Source organism: Hyphomonas sp., assembly GCF_018402285.1.
GTDB lineage: Bacteria > Pseudomonadota > Alphaproteobacteria > Caulobacterales > Hyphomonadaceae > Hyphomonas.
In genome coordinates this window covers 46,634-63,520 of the sequence record NZ_JAGYJH010000003.1, presented here as the reverse complement: position 1 = coordinate 63,520, position 16,887 = coordinate 46,634, and the positions used below count along the sequence as shown (strand labels likewise).

Annotated in this window: 16 protein-coding genes and 2 pseudogenes; 8 read left to right on the top strand and 10 right to left on the bottom strand. The window is 65.0% G+C overall.

Annotated elements, in window-relative coordinates:
- The first annotated feature begins 110 nt into the window (after positions 1-110).
- The 3 genes from KG722_RS02670 to KG722_RS02660 all read left to right on the top strand — a co-directional run bounded on the left by KG722_RS02670 (position 111) and on the right by KG722_RS02660 (position 4,476).
- The gene (locus KG722_RS02670) at positions 111-929 is read left to right on the top strand and encodes an SDR family NAD(P)-dependent oxidoreductase (RefSeq protein WP_213269227.1); all 819 of its coding nucleotides are present in this window, start codon (positions 111-113) and stop codon (positions 927-929) included.
- Positions 930-1,047: 118 nt separating this feature from the next.
- Complete coding sequence (locus tag KG722_RS02665; RefSeq protein WP_213269225.1) at positions 1,048-2,748, top strand: acyl-CoA dehydrogenase family protein; 1,701 nt, start codon at positions 1,048-1,050, stop codon at positions 2,746-2,748.
- Positions 2,749-2,985: 237 nt separating this feature from the next.
- The gene (locus tag KG722_RS02660; protein WP_213269223.1) at positions 2,986-4,476 is read left to right on the top strand and encodes a DUF389 domain-containing protein; all 1,491 of its coding nucleotides are present in this window, start codon (positions 2,986-2,988) and stop codon (positions 4,474-4,476) included.
- Here KG722_RS02660 and KG722_RS02655 read toward each other — a convergent pair.
- Together KG722_RS02655 and hisI are read right to left on the bottom strand one after the other, a co-directional pair.
- Complete coding sequence (locus KG722_RS02655) at positions 4,466-5,362, bottom strand: N-acyl homoserine lactonase family protein (RefSeq protein ID WP_213269221.1); 897 nt, start codon at positions 5,360-5,362, stop codon at positions 4,466-4,468. The genes KG722_RS02660 and KG722_RS02655 overlap by 11 nt on opposite strands.
- Positions 5,363-5,389: 27 nt before the next feature.
- Positions 5,390-5,785 carry a phosphoribosyl-AMP cyclohydrolase gene (gene hisI / locus KG722_RS02650; protein ID WP_213269219.1) on the bottom strand — a complete coding sequence of 132 codons (396 nt, stop codon included), beginning with the start codon at positions 5,783-5,785 and terminating at the stop codon, positions 5,390-5,392.
- A 134-nt stretch (positions 5,786-5,919) separates the two neighbouring features.
- Between hisI and KG722_RS02645 the strand changes: the two genes are divergently transcribed.
- The 4 genes from KG722_RS02645 (at position 5,920) to KG722_RS14925 (ending at position 8,116) form a co-directional block, all read left to right on the top strand.
- On the top strand, positions 5,920-6,753 hold the full coding sequence (locus tag KG722_RS02645; RefSeq protein ID WP_213269217.1) for an enoyl-CoA hydratase: 834 nt from the start codon (positions 5,920-5,922) through the stop codon (positions 6,751-6,753).
- 2 nt (positions 6,754-6,755) lie between these two features.
- Complete coding sequence (locus KG722_RS02640) at positions 6,756-7,652, top strand: hydroxymethylglutaryl-CoA lyase (protein ID WP_213269209.1); 897 nt, start codon at positions 6,756-6,758, stop codon at positions 7,650-7,652.
- 74 nt (positions 7,653-7,726) lie between these two features.
- Positions 7,727-7,969, top strand: a complete 243-nt coding sequence (locus tag KG722_RS02635) for a DUF465 domain-containing protein (protein WP_213269208.1) — start codon at positions 7,727-7,729, stop codon at positions 7,967-7,969.
- A 12-nt stretch (positions 7,970-7,981) separates the two neighbouring features.
- On the top strand, positions 7,982-8,116 hold the full coding sequence (locus KG722_RS14925) for a hypothetical protein (RefSeq protein ID WP_300998195.1): 135 nt from the start codon (positions 7,982-7,984) through the stop codon (positions 8,114-8,116).
- 233 nt (positions 8,117-8,349) lie between these two features.
- On the opposite strand, the pseudogene KG722_RS15345 reads toward KG722_RS14925, so the two are convergent.
- From KG722_RS15345 to htpX, 7 genes and pseudogenes are all read right to left on the bottom strand, one after another.
- Positions 8,350-8,451: pseudogene (locus KG722_RS15345) on the bottom strand (DUF1153 domain-containing protein); the annotation flags it as partial.
- A gap of 105 nt (positions 8,452-8,556) precedes the next feature.
- Positions 8,557-10,143: a bifunctional phosphoribosylaminoimidazolecarboxamide formyltransferase/IMP cyclohydrolase gene (gene purH, locus KG722_RS02630; RefSeq protein ID WP_213269207.1), complete on the bottom strand. Its 1,587-nt coding sequence runs from the start codon at positions 10,141-10,143 to the stop codon at positions 8,557-8,559.
- A 76-nt stretch (positions 10,144-10,219) separates the two neighbouring features.
- Positions 10,220-11,959 carry a heparinase II/III family protein gene (locus KG722_RS02625; protein ID WP_213269206.1) on the bottom strand — a complete coding sequence of 580 codons (1,740 nt, stop codon included), beginning with the start codon at positions 11,957-11,959 and terminating at the stop codon, positions 10,220-10,222.
- 29 nt (positions 11,960-11,988) lie between these two features.
- Complete coding sequence (gene rpe, locus KG722_RS02620) at positions 11,989-12,657, bottom strand: ribulose-phosphate 3-epimerase (RefSeq protein WP_213269205.1); 669 nt, start codon at positions 12,655-12,657, stop codon at positions 11,989-11,991.
- An 83-nt stretch (positions 12,658-12,740) separates the two neighbouring features.
- Positions 12,741-13,229: a glycine zipper 2TM domain-containing protein gene (locus KG722_RS02615; protein ID WP_213269204.1), complete on the bottom strand. Its 489-nt coding sequence runs from the start codon at positions 13,227-13,229 to the stop codon at positions 12,741-12,743.
- Positions 13,230-13,347: 118 nt separating this feature from the next.
- Positions 13,348-14,619 (bottom strand): transcription antitermination factor NusB, encoded by a 1,272-nt coding sequence (locus KG722_RS02610; RefSeq protein WP_213269203.1) that lies wholly within the window; start codon positions 14,617-14,619, stop codon positions 13,348-13,350.
- Positions 14,620-14,650: 31 nt separating this feature from the next.
- A complete protein-coding gene (htpX, locus tag KG722_RS02605; RefSeq protein ID WP_213269202.1) occupies positions 14,651-15,544 on the bottom strand; it encodes a zinc metalloprotease HtpX in 894 nt (297 codons plus the stop codon).
- Positions 15,545-15,647: 103 nt separating this feature from the next.
- Here htpX and KG722_RS02600 point away from each other — a divergent pair, with 103 nt between their 5' ends.
- Positions 15,648-15,857 (top strand): DUF1674 domain-containing protein, encoded by a 210-nt coding sequence (locus tag KG722_RS02600; RefSeq protein ID WP_213269201.1) that lies wholly within the window; start codon positions 15,648-15,650, stop codon positions 15,855-15,857.
- A 70-nt stretch (positions 15,858-15,927) separates the two neighbouring features.
- Here KG722_RS02600 and KG722_RS02595 read toward each other — a convergent pair.
- Positions 15,928-16,757, bottom strand: a pseudogene (locus KG722_RS02595) (alpha/beta hydrolase).
- Positions 16,758-16,887 lie beyond the last annotated feature (130 nt).

The window sequence follows — 16,887 nt, the reverse complement described above, 5'->3', positions numbered from 1 at the left end:
GATCGTAAGGTGTGGGCGGCGCAGCAATCAACAAGAAGACCGTGCTAACACCATGCTTTAGTTCTACTTTTGTTGTATTTCTGACACAATTTATGAAGCAGGCATGAAAAATGGGCATGAATAGACGGCTTTGCCTCATTACTGGTGCATCTTCCGGCATAGGTGCTGAGTTTGCAAAACAATACGCAGCCCTGGGCTGGGACCTCGCCCTGACGGCGCGCAGGGCGGACCGATTGCAGGTTCTGGCGGCGGAATTGCACGCCCGCCACGGGGTGCTGGTCGAGGTGATCCCTGAAGATCTGGCCAATCCCGGCGCGCCGCCTCGCCTCATTGCGGCGCTGGAAGGCAAGGGCCGGGAGATCGACGCGCTGGTCAACAATGCCGGCTATGGCCTGCCGGGCACATTTCTCTCTACCAGCTGGAATGATCAGGCCGATTTCCTTCAGGTACTCTATACGGCCCCGGTGGAGCTGACCCACCGCGTCCTGCCGGGCATGGCCGCCCGCGGGTTCGGGCGGATCATCAATGTGGCTTCGCTGGCGGGCTATACCGCCGGTAGTGCAGGACACACGCTCTACGGCAGCGTCAAGGCCGCGATGATCAAGTTCTCAGAGAGCGTGGCGGCTGAATGCGAGACGCTGGGTCACAAGGATGTCCATTGCACCGCGCTCTGCCCGGGCTTCACCTGGAGCGAGTTCCACGATGTGAATGGCATGCGCGAGACGACCGACAAGATGCCCGGATGGATGTGGATGGAGGCGGCGCCTGTTGTGAAAGCGGGGATCGACGCGGTCAATCGCGGCCAGCCGGTGGTTGTGCCGGGGATGTTCAACAAGGCGGTGGCGACGCTGACGCGCATCCTGCCTGAGCCGGTGGGCAGGGCTCTGGCCCATTCACAGACTGCACGTTACCGCAAACTTGAGGGCTGAGCCCACGGGATGGACTCCGGCGCGTTGTTGCGCCGCACAATGTGGATGTGCCAGAAAGCGCTTGCCGCCCTATCCTATAAGGCGACATGACGCGGCAGATAGATCTAGGGAGCAGAGCATGGGCGCAGTGAGCACGCTGGAAAACGGGCAGGGCACAATCTTCAAGGGGCTGGTGCCGGCGCTGGCGGAAGCCGTCGCTGCGCTCGATACCTATGCCGCTGCGGCGCTCTCGGGGGCCAGGGCGCTGCTCGCCGGTCCAGATGGACGCCCAGACCGCGCCGCCTTCGAGCGCAGCCAGCACCTCGCCCATGGGCTCTCCTGGCTGATTACCTATGTCGAGACGTTGCGCCAGGTTTCCGAATGGGCCGCGCGTCTTGACGATGAAGGCAAGTTCGGCGAGGCCGAAGCGCTGCTCTCGCAGATCCTTTTCAGCGAGTATTGCGCCCAGATCATCGGTGGCATCCCGATGAACCAGGGCGAGACGATCCGCCCGCACGAGCTTGGCAGTCTCGAGGCGGCCGACGCGCTGTTTGCCGTGCCGGTCATCCGCAAGCTGATCATCGAGGGAAAGACGCAGGCCGTCATGACGGCGGCAGCAAACCTGCTGCCCGACGCCCTGTCGCGCCACACGGTGGAGACAACGGGTCTCGACGAGACCATGGAGATGGTACGCGAACAGTTTGCCAAGTTTGCCGCGGACCGGATCAAGCCGCATGCCCATGGCTGGCATCTTCGCAATGACTATATCCCCATGGATGTGGTCGACGAGATGTCGGAGCTGGGCGTGTTCGGGCTTACGATCCCGGAAGAGTTCGGCGGGCTCGGCATGGGCAAAACCGCGATGTGCGTTGTCTCCGAGGAGCTCTCGCGCGGCTATATCGGGACGGGCTCCCTGGGCACGCGGTCGGAGATTGCTGCCGAGCTGATCCTGATCGGGGGAACGCCCGAGCAGAAGGAAAAGTGGCTGCCGAAGATTGCCAGTGGCGAGATCCTGCCAACGGCGGTGTTCACCGAGCCCAATACCGGCTCCGACCTTGGCTCGCTGCGCACCCGGGCGGTCAAATCCGCCGATGGCGCCGACTATATCGTGACGGGAAACAAGACCTGGATCACGCATCCGGTGCGGGCTGACCTGATGACGCTGCTGGCGCGAACCGATCCGGCCACGAACAACTTTTCGGGTCTCTCCATGCTGCTGGCGGAGAAGCCGCGCGGCACCGACGCCGAGCCGTTTCCGGCTGAAGGCATGACCGGCGGCGAAATCGAAGTACTCGGCTATCGCGGCATGAAGGAATACGAGATCGGCTTTGACGGGTTCAAGGTGAAGGCCGGGAACCTGTTAGGCGGCGTGGAAGGCCAGGGCTTCAAGCATTTGATGGCAACGTTTGAGAGTGCCCGCATCCAGACGGCGGCGCGCGCGGTCGGCGTTACGCAGAACGCGTTCGAGACCGGGCTTCGTTACGCGCTCGACCGGCAACAGTTTGGCCAGGCAATCTTCAAGTTCCCGCGCGTTTCCAACAAGCTGGTGATGATGGCGGCTGAACTCGTCGGTGTGCGCCAGCTGACGTATTTCTCGGCGCGCCAGAAGGACAACGGCAAGCGCTGTGATCTGGAGGCCGGCATGGCCAAACTGCTGGCGGCGCGGGTTGCCTGGGCGGCGGCGGACAATGCCGTGCAGATCCATGGCGGCAATGGCTTTGCGCTGGAGTATCCGGTCAGCCGCATCCTGCAGGACGCGCGTATCCTGAACATCTTCGAGGGCGCCGGCGAAGTGCAGGCGATGGTCATTGCCCGCCGCCTTGTCGAAGGCGCGAACTGACGCTCGTTCTTGCCGTAACACTTCAGTTGCGAGAGAGGGCTACACTGTGGCTCGACTGAACGGACTCTCGCCAACGAGGACGCAAGATGACCGATACGGCTGAACAGAAGGCGCAGCGCCGCCCGGAATGGTATCGCCGTCTGCGGGTCGCCCGCTGGCGCGGCATCCGCAGCATCGATCATATGGAAGTGGTCGATCACGTCCATGAGGAGGGGGCTTTCGGGCCGTTACCTCTTCATGACCGCGATGTCCTGCGGCATTGCCATTCTGGGCCTCCTACTGTCGTCTCCGGCCGTCATTATCGGGGCGATGCTTATCTCGCCCCTGATGGGCCCGATCATGCTGATGGGCTTTTCCCTTTCGATTCTCGAGCTCAAGGCTTTGCGGGAATCGATCGTATCGTTGGCCGTCGGAACAGGCCTTGCGCTGGGAACTTCGTTCCTGATTGTTTTCCTTTCTCCGCTTACGGACGTGACGCCGGAGATTCTTTCGCGGACGCGGCCGAATTTCTTTGATCTTCTGGTAGCTGTCTTTTCCGGTCTGGCGGGCGGGTATGCCGTTATCCACCGCAAGGGCGAGACGATCGTGGGCGTGGCGATTGCGACGGCCTTGATGCCGCCGCTGGCTGTGGTGGGCTATGGCCTCGCTACGGCGCAGTTCCAGATCGCGGGCGGGGCGTTCTTCCTCTACATGACCAACCTCCTGGCGATTGCGCTGTCGGTTACCGTGCTCTCCCGCTTCTATGGTTTCGGCGAGCGCCACAGCCCCAAGCACAATTTCTGGCAAACCGGCATGATTGTCAGCGTGTTCGTGGCCCTGTCCATCCCGCTGGGCCTCGCCTTGCGCGACATCGCTTATGAAACGCGGGTGCGGGATGTGTCGCGTGACATCGTTCTGGAGCCGTTCGAGGGACGGGAAGCGCGCCTCTCTGACATGGACATCGCCTTTCCGCGCCGGGGCGAGCACCGCATCGTGCTGCAGGCAACGGTGCTGACTTCATATCGGGTTCCGGGCGCCGAAGCCGCGCTGGCCGAGCGTTTGGAGGCGCGGTTCCGCCGTCCCGTCAAAGTGACGATCGACCAGATCCAGGTTGAGGACAGCAATGCCGAGACGGCCCGCTTCCTTCAGGCCGCCGAATCCTCGCTGGGCGCGCCGCTGCGGGCGCAGATGTCGCAATACGAGACCCTCGCCCAGGCCCGCCGGACCGAGCGGGAAGTGCGCGCAGCCTTTCCCTTCAATCTGACGGCGGCCGATATCGACGCGCAGGCGCGCACGGCGGTGTTTGCCGCAGCGCCGACCGAAGGGGTGACGTTGCCGGCTTGGCGCAGCCTCGAAGAAGGCCTCACCCGCAACTTCGCGGACTGGACAATCACGATTGTGCCCCCGCCACTGGCGCTTTCGCCCATCCCGTTTGCGCCCGAAGAAGATGCGCTCACGCCTCGCGCGGCTGACCGGCTGAATGATCAGGTCTGGGCGCTGCAACGCTGGGGCGCGGCAGAGGTCGAGATTGTCGCCTACCTGCCCAACGCCCTGGCGGCCCAGACATTCGATGAACGCGCCCTTGGCCATCGCCGGGGGACACAGATTGCGTCTGCTCTGGACGAGGCAGGCATCACCGCGGCCGTGATCGGCGAGTTCCGGCGCGGGGAGTTTGCCGAGCGGGAAGACCTGATTTTCCTCCGGCCGGTCATTGCCTCCGCCAAGCCGGACGTTGAGCCTAGCGAATGACCCCGCCGAGCGGGTCAACATCTGCCGGTTCATGCTGGATGATCACCTTGGCGCCTTGATCTGTTGCGCGGGCCTCGAAGGCCGCCATCGATGCAAGCGTCGTCTCTTCGCTCGTGTTGAAGCGGGGGACGCGTCCAAGCTCGCGGCTCTCGGTTCGGTGATAGAGGTCGCCGGTCAGAAGGACCGGGCCGGTTTCCGGCAGGGTGAGCTGCAGGGATGAGTGGCCCGGGGTGTGGCCGGGGGTCTGGAAGATCACCACGCTGCCATCGCCGAAGACATCATGCCCGTCGCTGATGATCTGGGTTTCCATCGGCTGGAAGAGAGCGAAGTTGGCCGCCAGCGTCGGGTCAGCCGGGGGAGAGCCATCGGCCGGGAACATGTAGTCATACTCGGTCTGGTTCACGAGCCAGGTTGCGCCCTGGACCTGATCGATCTGTCCGATGTGGTCGAAATGAGCGTGCGAGATCGAAACATAGGTGAGTTCGGAGGGAACCACGCCGAGGCCGGCAAGTTGGTCCGTAATGGAGCTCTCAACAGAGACAGTGAAGATCTGCTGGGTGAAGGGCGGCTGGCCGACGAGCTGGGAGGGCAGTCCCAGATCCCAGAGCAGCCGGCCGCTGGGATGATTGACGAGATAACAGGTGTTGGTGAACTGGTCGGCCTGGCCAGCGTAATCACCGGCCGAGGAGAAGGCGTCGAGATCGGAGATGCTGATGGTGCCGCAATCGAGCACGTCGACATAGAGCGCCGGGGCTGTGGCTTCAGCCACTTCGCCGCCAGGCGCTTCTGGGGCCGCTGGGGTTTCGGCGTCAGGCGCGCAGGCAGACAGGATCAGCGCGGCCGTGCCGGCGAGAAGCAGGGATTTCAGGGTGTGACGCGAGTGCATGGCGGTTCCTCCGGTTTTTGGGGGACCCTAATCTGCGTTCCGCGTGAAGGATAGCGCCCCGTTCTCGATCCGGCGGTAGAAGCAGCTTTCCCGGTCAGTGTGGCAGGCCCCGCCCGTCTGGCGCACCTTCAGCAGCACGGCATCCTGATCGCAATCGACGCGGAGTTCGATGACTTCCTGCGTGTGGCCGGAGGTCTCGCCCTTTACCCAGAGCGCAGTCCGCGAGCGCGACCAGTAGGTCGCCCGGCCGGTCTCTATCGTCTTCTCAAGCGCCTCGGCATTCATCCAGGCGAGCATGAGGACCTCGCCCGTCACCGAGTCCTGCGCGATGGCGGCGATGAGACCGTTCGCATCGAAGCGCGGGCGCAGCTGCGCGGTTTCATCCTGGGCGCTGCCGGAGAGGGGAGGAGGGAAGGACGTCATGCCTGCAGCGGTCGCGCAGGACGGGGGCCAAGTCAAGCAAGCAGACCGGGCAAGCAGGCCGGGTCAGAATTGCGTCTGCCCTTGCGCGCGAAAGCTGGCTAGACTGCCGGCAACGAGACAGGGAGAGACACAAGATGAGCGATTTTCGGGAAATCCTGACGGATGTGTCGGGCGGGGTGTTGACGATCTCGCTGAACCGGCCGGAGCGGCTGAATGCCTGGACCGGCATCATGCAGACCGAGGTGGAGACAGCAATCCGCGCGGGCGGGGCCGATGATGGCGTACGCTGCATTGTGATTACTGGCGCCGGACGCGGCTTCTGCGCGGGGGCGGACATGAACGGGCTGCAGTCGATCCAGGCAAGCGCCGGGGCGGACTATAACGAGACGCGGCCTGCTGCCCCCAAGCCGGTTTCGCCCTCGGAGCTGGAGCAGACTTTTCCGGGCCGGTTTGGCCACATGTTTGCCTGCCCCAAGCCGATCATTGCGGCGATCAACGGCCCCTGCGCCGGCATCGGCCTGATCCTAACCCTCTTTGCCGACATGCGCTATGCGGCGTCCGAAGCGAAGTTCACCACCGCCTTTGCCCAGCGCGGGCTGATCGCCGAGCATGGCATTGCCTGGCAGTTGCCGCGACTTGTGGGGGAAGCCAACGCGCTCGACCTTCTTTTCACCGCGCGCAAGTTTGACGGGGAAGAGGCCGAGAAGCTGGGCCTCGTCAACAAGGCGCTGCCGGGCGAGGCACTGATGGCCTTTGTGGGCGAGGTGGCGCAGCACCTTGCGACGCAGGTATCGCCGCGCTCGGTGGCGATTATGAAGCGGCAGATCCGTGAGAGCTATTTCCAGTCCTATGCGGCGTCTCTCGCTGTGGCCGACGCCGAGATGGAGGCGAGCTTTGCCACGCATGACTTCAAGGAAGGGGTGGCGAGCTTTGTCGAGCGGCGCGCCCCGGCCTTTACCGGGAGTTGAGCATGGGGCGGCGTATCGACATCGTCGAAGTTGGCCCCCGCGACGGGCTGCAGAATGACCCGGCCAATCTGAGCGTCGATCAGAAGCTGGAATTCATCGCGCGGCTGGAAGCGGCCGGTGTGCGCCGTATGGAATCGGGCAGCTTTGTCAGCCCGAAAGCCGTGCCGAAGATGGCCGACTCTCCGGCCGTCTTTGCGGGCCTCGACCGCGCGAAGCCGACGCGCCACATCGCCCTGGCGCTAAACGAGACCGGTGTGCGCCGGGCGATTGAGGCGCGGGCGGACGAGATCAATTTCGTGCTGGTGGCAGGCGAAGGATTTGGCCGGCGCAATCAGGGTATGAGCCCGCAGGAGAGCGCCGACATGCTCGCCCGTTGCGCGCCGTTGGTCCTGGAAGAGGGCATTCCGCTATCGGCGACGATCTCGGTGGCGTTTGGCGATCCCTATGACGGGGACGTGGACATTGGCGTGGTCGGCAGCCTCGCCGCGCAGGCCCAGCGGGCCGGCGTGGCCGAGCTGGCGCTGGGCGACACGATCGGCGCAGCCACGCCCTGGGATGTCCGCAGGCGGATAGACCGGGTGCGGATGGAGGCACCTGACGTATTCCTGCGGATGCATTTCCACGACACGCGCGGGGCGGGCCTTGCCAATGTGTTTGCCGCCGTTGAGGCGGGCGTGGATGTGATCGATGCCAGCTGCGGCGGGATCGGCGGGTGTCCCTTTGCCCCGGCGGCGACGGGGAATGTGGCGACTGAAGACGTGGTCTGGATGCTGGAGCGGGCAGGCTTCGAAACGGGGCTTGACCTTGGCCGCCTGATCGACACGGCAAAATGGCTGGAAACCGTGCTCGGCCATCCCGTGGCCAGCTCGCTCAGCCGTGCAGGGGCGTTCCCGGTCTAGGTAGTCTTACGCGATTTGCCGCGCGTCCGGCATGTGTATGCTCGTTGGCACACACATGCTGGAGGAGCAATCTCATGTCCCACACCCCGCACGAACTTGCCGCAGACTTCCCTGAGCTTGCGCCGAGAATCCAGAAGTTGAAGGCCGCCGATCCGCAATTTTCCCGGCTGGCAGCCGAATATCATGAGGTGAACCGGGAGATTCACCGGATCGAGACCGACATCACCCCGGCCAGCGATACGGTGCAGGCAGAGCTGCGCCGCAAACGCATGACACTGAAGGATGATCTCTATGCCCGGCTTCGGGCGGAAAGCTGAGGGAGGGGATGCATGCAGATCGGCAATTTGACGATTGATCCGCTGGCGGTGGCGGCGCTGGCCGGGTTTGGTACGCTGGTTCTGGTGATGACCGGGATTACGGTCTGGCTCCTGCGCCAGATGGGCAAGGCCGCCGGGGAGAAATAGGCCAGGCCGTGTCCCGCCGCCGCTGGGGATGGCCCAGCGCGCGCAGGGCTTGGCGCGGCGCCTCCCCTGAGCTGCGCGCGATAAGACAGGCCGGCGCGCCGGTGAGGCGCAGGATGGCGACGCGGCAATTCAGGCGTGGTCAAGGCGGCGGTCTCGTTTGCTTCTGGCAATAGCGGCGCCCGATATCTCTGCATCCGGACTGACGGGGACGCCCAGGTTTACTTCGAGTTGAAGGCTTCCGCCCCGGTCGTCTTGCGCTGAATGATATCCATCACCGGTCCCGTTTTCCGCTTCGCAGACCAGCGTTTGATCTCGGCGTCCATGCTCCCACTCATAGTCAATTTTGCCCCTTATGGCTTGATCAGTTTTCTCTGGGTCGACCCAGATCTTCAATCAAAAAAAGCAAGATATCAAATTCCGGTTGCTCAGAAGGCTGCTACCTAATGCCTAAAGTGCCGCATCCCCGTGAACACCATGGCGAGCCCGGCCTCGTCGGCCGCCGCGATCACTTCCTCGTCACGAATTGACCCGCCGGGTTGGATGACGGCGGTTGCGCCGGCGCTGGCGGCCTGGAGGAGACCGTCCGCAAACGGAAAGAACGCGTCGGAGGCGGCGACGCACCCTTTGGTGCGCGGGTCGGCCCAGCCGGCGGTTTCCTGGGCGTCCTGCGCCTTGCGGGCGGCGATGCGGGCTGAGTCGATGCGGCTCATCTGGCCGGCGCCGATACCGGCGGTGACGCCGTCCTTGGCGTAGACGATGGTGTTGGATTTGACATGCTTGGCAACGCGCCAGGCAAACAGCATGTCTTCGAGTTCCTGCGCCGTGGGCGCGCGCCTGGTGACGACTTCAAGGTCATCAAGATGGATGCGGCCCGCATCGCGGTCCTGCAGCAGGAAGCCGCCGGCGACGGTCTTGGCGAAGATGCCCTGCGCAGCAGGGTCGGGCAGGCCGTCGGTGATCAGGAGGCGGAGGTTTTTCTTTGTCGCGAAGATTGCTTCAGCGGCGGCGTCCGCGCCCGGGGCGATGACGACTTCTGTGAAGATCTCGGTGATGACTTTCGCCGTTTCCTCGTCCAGCGGGCGGTTGAGGGCCACGATGCCGCCGAAGGCGGAGGTAGGGTCGCAGGCGAGGGCCGCCTTATAGGCCTCGATGATGTTTGCGCCCAGCGCCACGCCGCAGGGGTTTGCGTGCTTGATGATGGCGACGGCGGGTTTCTCGCTGCCCAGCTCCCCGATCAGCTCATAGGCCGCATCGGTGTCGTTGATGTTGTTGTAGGAAAGCTCCTTGCCCTGAAGCTGGCGCGCGGTGGCAACGCCCGGGCGCTTTTCGCCGGTCACGTAGAAGGCGGCTTTCTGGTGGGGGTTTTCGCCATATCGCAGCGACTGCTGGAGGCGGCCGCCGATCGCGGCCCAGTCAGAGGCGTCCTCGCCGATCTGGTTTGCGTACCAGCCGGAGATGGCCGCGTCATAGGCGGCGGTGCGGGCATAGGTCTTGGCGGCGAGACGGCGGAGGAGGGCGGGCTGGACGGCGCCGGTTTCCTCGGCCTCTGCGAGGACAGCGTCCACGTCGCCGCCATCGGTGCACACGGCCACGAAGGCGCCGTTCTTGGCGGCTGCGCGCAGCATGGCCGGGCCGCCGATGTCGATGTTCTCGATGCAGGTTTCAAAGTCTGCGCCGGAAGCGACGGTTGCCTCGAAGGGGTATAGGTTGACATAGATGAGGTCGATTGCGCCGATGCCGTGGTCTGCTGCGTCCTTCACATGAGAGGGATTGTCGCGCAGGTAGAGGAGGCCGCCATGCACTGCGGGGTGGAGCGTCTTGACGCGGCCGTCCATCATTTCGGGGAAGCCGGTCAGGTCGGCGACGTCTTTCACCGTGAGGCCGGCATCCTTCAGCGCTTTCGACGTGCCGCCAGTAGAGACCAGCTCGACACCTAAGGCGGCAAGGCGCTTGGCCTGCTCGATCAGGCCGGTTTTGTCGGACACGGAAATGAGCGCGCGGCGGAGGGTGACGGGGGCGCCGGACATGGGCGGGCTCCTTGGTTTGGGGGCGTCTGGATGGCTCAGCGCGGCCTAGCACCCCCTGCGGGGGCGTCAAGACATGTCAGGCTGGGTGCGGGGCGGCCGTTTCCCGGATGAAAGCCCAGCGGATGCAGTTGGGTGGCTGGCTGCCGTCGGCGTTGGGGTCGGCAAAGCCCGAGAGGACGATCTGCTCGGGCGTCTCGACCACGCCGCGGGCGAGATAGGCGGTGCGTTCCAGGCGCGCGCCCTCATGGCTCGTCTTGAAACGCCAGACGGCGCCGGTCTCGCTGATCAGGCGGATGACCTCGCGGCCCATATGGGCGGTGATGGTGGGGTGGAGGTGGAAGCGGATCTCGAAGGGGATGCCCTTCTTGTCGTCGGTGGGCGGCTGAGCGACGGGGCGTACGAGGGAGTCCTCGCCGGTCAGGCGGTCGCCTGCGCCGGAGACGAAGATGCGGCGGCGGTGGAGGAGGCCGTAGGCTGCCTTGTAGCCGGCATGCTGGGCGTCGAGCCAGATCTCGTTGGCTTCCTCCAGGCGCTTGGCGGCGATGCCTTCCGGGCCGGTGACGGCGCGCATGCGGGTTTCGTCATTGAGAACGAAGGCGGAGCTATCTCGCCCGGCGAGGATGAGCGTGGAGTGAGCGCTCGTGCGGCGCACGGCGGCCTGCCAGTCGACGTTCACCTCGGAGGAATAGCCGCAAGAGGTGATGATGCGGGCCGGGCCGTCGGAAAGCTCGAAGCCGAGCGCGCCGGCGCGGGCATGTTCCGCAAACGGACGGGGCGGGGCCTCGCCGCAATCCAAAACAAAACGCAGGCTGCCACGCTCGATCTTCTGGAAACCGGATTTGGGCGCAAACAGGAAGCGGCGCGGGGGTGTCTCAAGGCGCGAGAGGGCGGCCTCGACAACTTCAGCGCGGCTCTCGTCGCCATCATTGAATGTGTCGAGCGCGCCGTCGCCGCAGCGGAAGAAACCGAGCATCGCGCCGATGCGCGGTATCCAGCGGGTGATCCATTCGGGCACCGGCCGCTGGGCGCGGATCAGAGCATCCTCGACTGTCTGAAGGTGGAGGAGGGCAGAGAGGGTGTGCGCCGGGCTGCGGCTGACATGGCCGCCATCGGGAAGGATCTGCGCGGTGACCTCGCCCTCCAGGCGCGCGAGCGCTTCGCTGAGGCCCGCGCCTTTCCGCAGGCAGAGGGAATGGGCGACGAGGGCGACGGCCCCCATCCAGCGGGATTTGGGATCATGCGCGCTGTCGATCACTTCGGCGAGATAACGCAGCTGCCGGGAGAGGGCATCGATCCGCAGGCTGCGTTCTTCGGCGCTGCCTCCTTCAAACAGGCCTGGCCCGCAGCGCATCCAGTTCCACACGCGGCTCGCGGTCGGCTCGATGCGCCAGGCAAAGCCGTTGAACTTGCCGAACCGTTCGATCCAGTCATCGGTCAGGCGCCGGGCGAGAGCGCCGCCGTCTTCGCCCCTGGCCAGAAGGTCGGGCAGCCAGCCGAAGCGGTGGACGCGGTCGGCAAAGTGGCGCGAGGGCATCTCCAGGCCCCAGGGGGCTTCGCCGCCCGCCATCACCATGCGCTGCTGGCCGATGCGCCAGACGCCGCCCATCAGGGCTTCGCCGCGCCGGTCATCCGGGGGCAGAAGGTTGGAGATGTGCAGGGAGAAACCGTCCGGGCCGTGGCCGGTGAGTTTCAGCTTCTGGAGGGTTGAGACTTTTGCGTCCTCGCCAACATGGCCCCGGAAGCGGCGCCAAAGCGCGGCGTCATCACCGCGGGTGCGTGTGCGGTCGGCATGGAAATCAGAATCGCTCTCGGCCAAGACTTCAGACCCGTTCCCGGACTATCCAATCAGGCGTCGACCTGCGGTCTCAGTGCCCGGATGTTTGCAGCATAGGCTTCCGGGCCGCCCTTGAATACGGCAGATCCGGCGACAATCGCTGTGACACCCGCGGCAATGGCCCGCGGCGCAGTTTCGGCGTTGAGGCCGCCGTCAATCTCCAGAATGATGTCGCGGCCCGACGCATCGATCATGCGGCGAAGCTGTTCGACCTTCTTCAGCTGGCTTTCGATGAAGCTCTGCCCGCCAAAGCCGGGGTTGACCGACATCACCAGCAAAAGGTCGATGTCTCCGATCACCGGCTCGATCAAGCTGGCCGGGGTGCCTGGGTTGAGGGCAACCCCCGGACGCATACCCGCGGCGCGGATCGCCTGGATGGTGCGGTGCAGGTGAGGGCCGGCCTCGGGATGGACGGTGAGGATATCGGCGCCGGCCTTTGCAAAGTCCTGGATGAAGGGGTCCACCGGCGCGATCATCAGATGTACGTCGAAGAGCTTCTTCGTATGCGGGCGCAGCTTTTCGATGACCGGCGGGCCGAAGGTGAGGTTGGGCACGAAATGGCCGTCCATCACATCGACATGGATCATGTCGGCGCCGGCCGCATCAATGGCGCGGATTTCCTCGCCCAGCTTGGCAAAGTCTGCAGACAGGATCGATGGGGAAATCAGGACGGGTTTCATGCCCCATCCCTAAAAGGGAACAGCCGGCCGCACAAGGCAGCCGGCTGTCGTGTTTCCGGGCTTTTCGCCGCGTCTGCACGGGGTTAGCGGGGAACGACCCGCCAACCATCAGCGCCGGCAATTGCGTTCACCGGGGTACCGGGCTGGATGTAGAGATCCGCGCCCTGGGTGATTTCGCGCACTTCGCCATTGTCGAAGCGGATCGTGTAGGCATAGCCGCGCCTGGTGCCGACGGCCTTGCCAGCCTCGTTACCGGCGATGCCGCCGATGACCGCGCCGCCGATGGCGCCGGCCGTCTGGGCCTTGTCGCCGCCGCCAAGTTCAGAGCCAGCCAGGCCGCCAAGAACAGCGCCGGTTGCGGTGCCGATGAGTGAGCGGTCATTGCGGATGGTCACTTCGCGCACCGACTGGACATAGCCGGTATAGACCGTGGAGGCCTGACCGACCGAGCCGGGGGTTACGGTGCTGGAATTGTAGGTGCTGGCGCAACCGGCAAGCGCCATGGTCAGAGCCGCAAGCGCGCCTGCGGCCATTTTGATGGGCTTCGCCCGAGGGGTAATCGCCATAGTCATGAGTTATTCCTTTCGCACTGCATACCTGCGATGGGCTGCTTATACCGCAGGGACGGCTGAATGACATATGAACTGCATTCAGAATTTCCGTTCAGAAAACTATTACGGTTTGGAGAGGTCAGGCCTGCCGGGTCAGCCGGGCAATGTAGAAGGCGTCCTGGCTGCGCCCGGCGCGGGGAAGGGTCAGCACGTCTCCGGCCGGCGTGAGGGCCGCCTCAAAGCCGGGAATTTCGGCCGCCGAGACCGGCGCGCGGGCGAGCGTTCCCCGGGCGATGGCGGCCTCGACAATCTCCACGCCTTCGGCCGGAACCGGCGTACACACGCAGTAGACCAGCGTTCCCCCCGGCGTGAGCATGCCGGTGGCTGCCTCCAGCAAGCGGGCCTGCACGGCCGGAAAGCGGGTGACATCCTCTTCGGTCTTGATCCAGGCGCCTTCAGGGTGGCGGCGCAGCGTGCCCAGCGCCGAGCACGGCGCGTCCAGCAGGATTTTCGGGAAGGGGGCAGGGGGCGTCCAGGCCTCGCCATCGGCCACGATCACTTCGGCGTGAAGGCCGGTTCGGGCGAGATTTTCCTTCAGCCGCTCAAGGCGCGGGCGCGAGCGGTCCAGCGCGGTGACCTCGGCGCCCGCGGCGGCCAGCTGCAGCGTCTTGCCGCCCGGCGCGGCGCAAAGGTCCAGGATGCGCTCGCCAGCCTGCGGGGCGAGGAGCCGGGCGGGAATGCGCGCGGCAGCGTCCTGCACCCACCAGTCGCCCGCTGAATAGCCGGGCAGGGTCTCGACCGCGCCGCTGACGATGTCGATGGCGCCATCGGGCAGAAGCGTGCCGCCGGTTGCCTCGGCGACACGCGCGCCGTCACCCTTGGGGGAGAGATTGAGGCTGGGCTCTTCCAGCTGGGCGAGCGCGAGGGCTTCTGCCGCCTCGCGCCCATAGGCTGAGCCAAGGCGCCCTGCCAGCCAGTCCGGCCAGAGGGCGAGCGGGCTCATTGCGGCCGCCGGACTCTCGCTTTCGCTGACCCGGCGCAGGGCGGCGTTGAGAAATCCCCCGCCCGAGCGGGCCGGTGACCAGAGGCGGGCAGCCTCCACGCTTTCGGAAACGGCGGCATGGTGGGGCACATCCATGAACCAGATCTGCGCTGCCCCCGCCCGGATCAGCGCGCGGATTTCGGCGCCCGTCGCGCTCATTGGCCGGGAGAGGAAGGGGGCCACGCCCCGGTCGATCCAGCCCAGATGGCGCAGCGAAGAAGAGGCAATGGCGCGCGCAAAGGCGCGGTCGGAGCCGTCAAGCGTGTTGTAGGCGTCATCGGTCGCCAGCGCGTCATCAAGCGTGCGCCGCTTGTCGAGCACAAGGTTCAGAAGGCGGCCAGCGGCCAGCCGGATACGGGCGCCGCTCAAATCGATGGCCTCCAGACTGGAATGGAAAGGGTCAACCCCAGGGCCCGCTCGAACGCGCCGTTGGAGCGGCCACGCCGGAGATGCCCATTTCGCCGGCCATGCGGCGGAGGGCTTCCACGCGGTTGGCGGTGGAGGGGTGGGTGGAGAAGAGGTTGTCCGCGCCGCGCCCGTTCAAGGGGTTGGAGATGTACATGTGGGCCATCGCCGGGCTGCGCTCCGCATAAGGATTGATCTGAGCGCGGGCGCCGCGCTCGATCTTCTCCAGCGCCGAAGCGAGCCAGAGCGGGTTGCCGCAGATTTCCGCACCGCGCTTGTCGGCGACATATTCGCGCGAGCGGCTGATCGCCATCTGGACGAGCGCGGCCGCCATCGGCGCAAAGATCATGATCGCGATCGAGCCGATCAGGCCCGCGCGCTCGCGCCCGAAGAACAGCGCAAAGTTTGCCAGCATGCCGATGGCACCGGCCAGCGTCGCGGTCACGGTCATCGTCAGCGTGTCGCGGTTCTGCACATGGGCGAGTTCATGCGCCATCACGCCGGCGACTTCTTCGCGGGTCAGCATGCTGAGGAGGCCCGTTGTGGCGGCCACGGCGGCGTTCTGCGGGTTGCGGCCCGTGGCAAAGGCGTTGGGCTGGGGCGTGTCGATGATGTAGATGCGCGGCGCAGGCAGGCCGGCATTCTCCGCCAGGCGGGCAACATCCTCGCCAAAGGCGCGAAGCATCGGGTTTTTGGTATCGGGGAGAACTTCCTGGGCGCCCTGCATGCGCAGGACCATCTTGTCGGAATTCCACCAGGCAAAGATGTTCATGCCTGCGGCGACCAGGAAGGCGAGGATCATCCCGCCAGTGCCACCCACTAGGAAGCCGATTGCCATGAAGATCGCCGTCATCGCGGCGAGAAGGACGAATGTCTTGGCCGTGCCCATCTTTGGGGTGCTCCTCATCAACAAGAATGCTGTCGCGCGCTTTGCAGCATTTCGCAGACGCCTAACTATATGGGAAGGGGTGAACGACTGGGAAAGATTTCAAATGAGTAACGATCTGTCAGAAGAAGAGGCCGCCCGCCGCGCCGCCCTGCCCGAAGCTGCCCGCCGCGCCCTTGAAGAGGCGCAGGCCCGCAAGGCCAAGGAAGCGGCCGATGCCGCCGCCCTGCCCAAGGATGAATATGGCGGCCCCAAGACCATTGAGCCCACCCGGTTCGGGGACTGGGAACGCAAGGGCATCGCCTACGATTTCTGACGCCCCTGCCGGAAGCAAAAGCCCGGGCCGCCTTGCGAGGGGCGGCCCGGGTCTTTTTCTGGGGCGTGTCTCAGCCTTCGATGAAGGCGAGAAGGTCGGCGTTGATCAGCTCCGGATGCGTCGCGAACAGGCCGTGCGAGAGGCCGTCATAGACCTTCAGCGATCCGTTCGACAGCAGGGCAGCGGCCCGGCGGGCGGTTTCATCGACTGGGACGATCTGGTCGTCGCCGCCATGCATCACCAGCACCGGCACGGTGATCGCCTTGAGATCTTCGGTGAAATCCGTTTCTGCAAAGGCCGTGATCGTGTCGAGCTGTGCCTTGGCGCTGCCGTTCATGCCCTTGCGCCACCCGTTCTGGATGAGGCCTGCGCTCACCTCTGCGCCTTCCCGGTTGAAGCCATAGAACGGCCCCGTGGGGATCTCGCGGTAGAATTCGGCGCGGTTCTTCGCGAGGGCAAGTTTGAAGCCTTCAAACACTTCCAGCGGCACGCCGGTGGGGTTGCTCTCGATCTGGCCGAGGACCGGCGTGATGGCGCCGATCAGGACCGTTTTCGACACCCGGCCGGGCTCAGCCTGGGCTACATAGCGGGTAACAACGCCGCTGCCGGTGGCGTAGCCGATATGCACGGCGTTCTTCAGATCGAGGGTGGCAACAAGGTAAGCGTGTCAGAGGCAAACGTGTCCATGTCATGGCCCACATCCGTCTGGGTGGAGCGGCCCTGGCCGCGGCGGTCAAACGCCAGGACGCGGTAGCCTTCCGAGAGGAAGAACAGCATCTGCGCGTCCCAGTCATCGGCCGTCAGCGACCAGCCAGGTTGGAACACGATAGGCTGAGCGTCCTTCGGGCCCTAGTCCTTGTAGTGCAGCTGCGTTCCGTCTTTGCTTTTGATCATCGACATCTGGAGTTCTCCTAGAGCTGAGGTTTGGAGGGAGGGATTGGTAGCGGGAGGCTGGCACGCGGCGAGGGTGGAGAGGGCAACGGCAGAAAGCAGGGACTTCATCATGGGCGGGCTCCGCTTGATTTCGCGA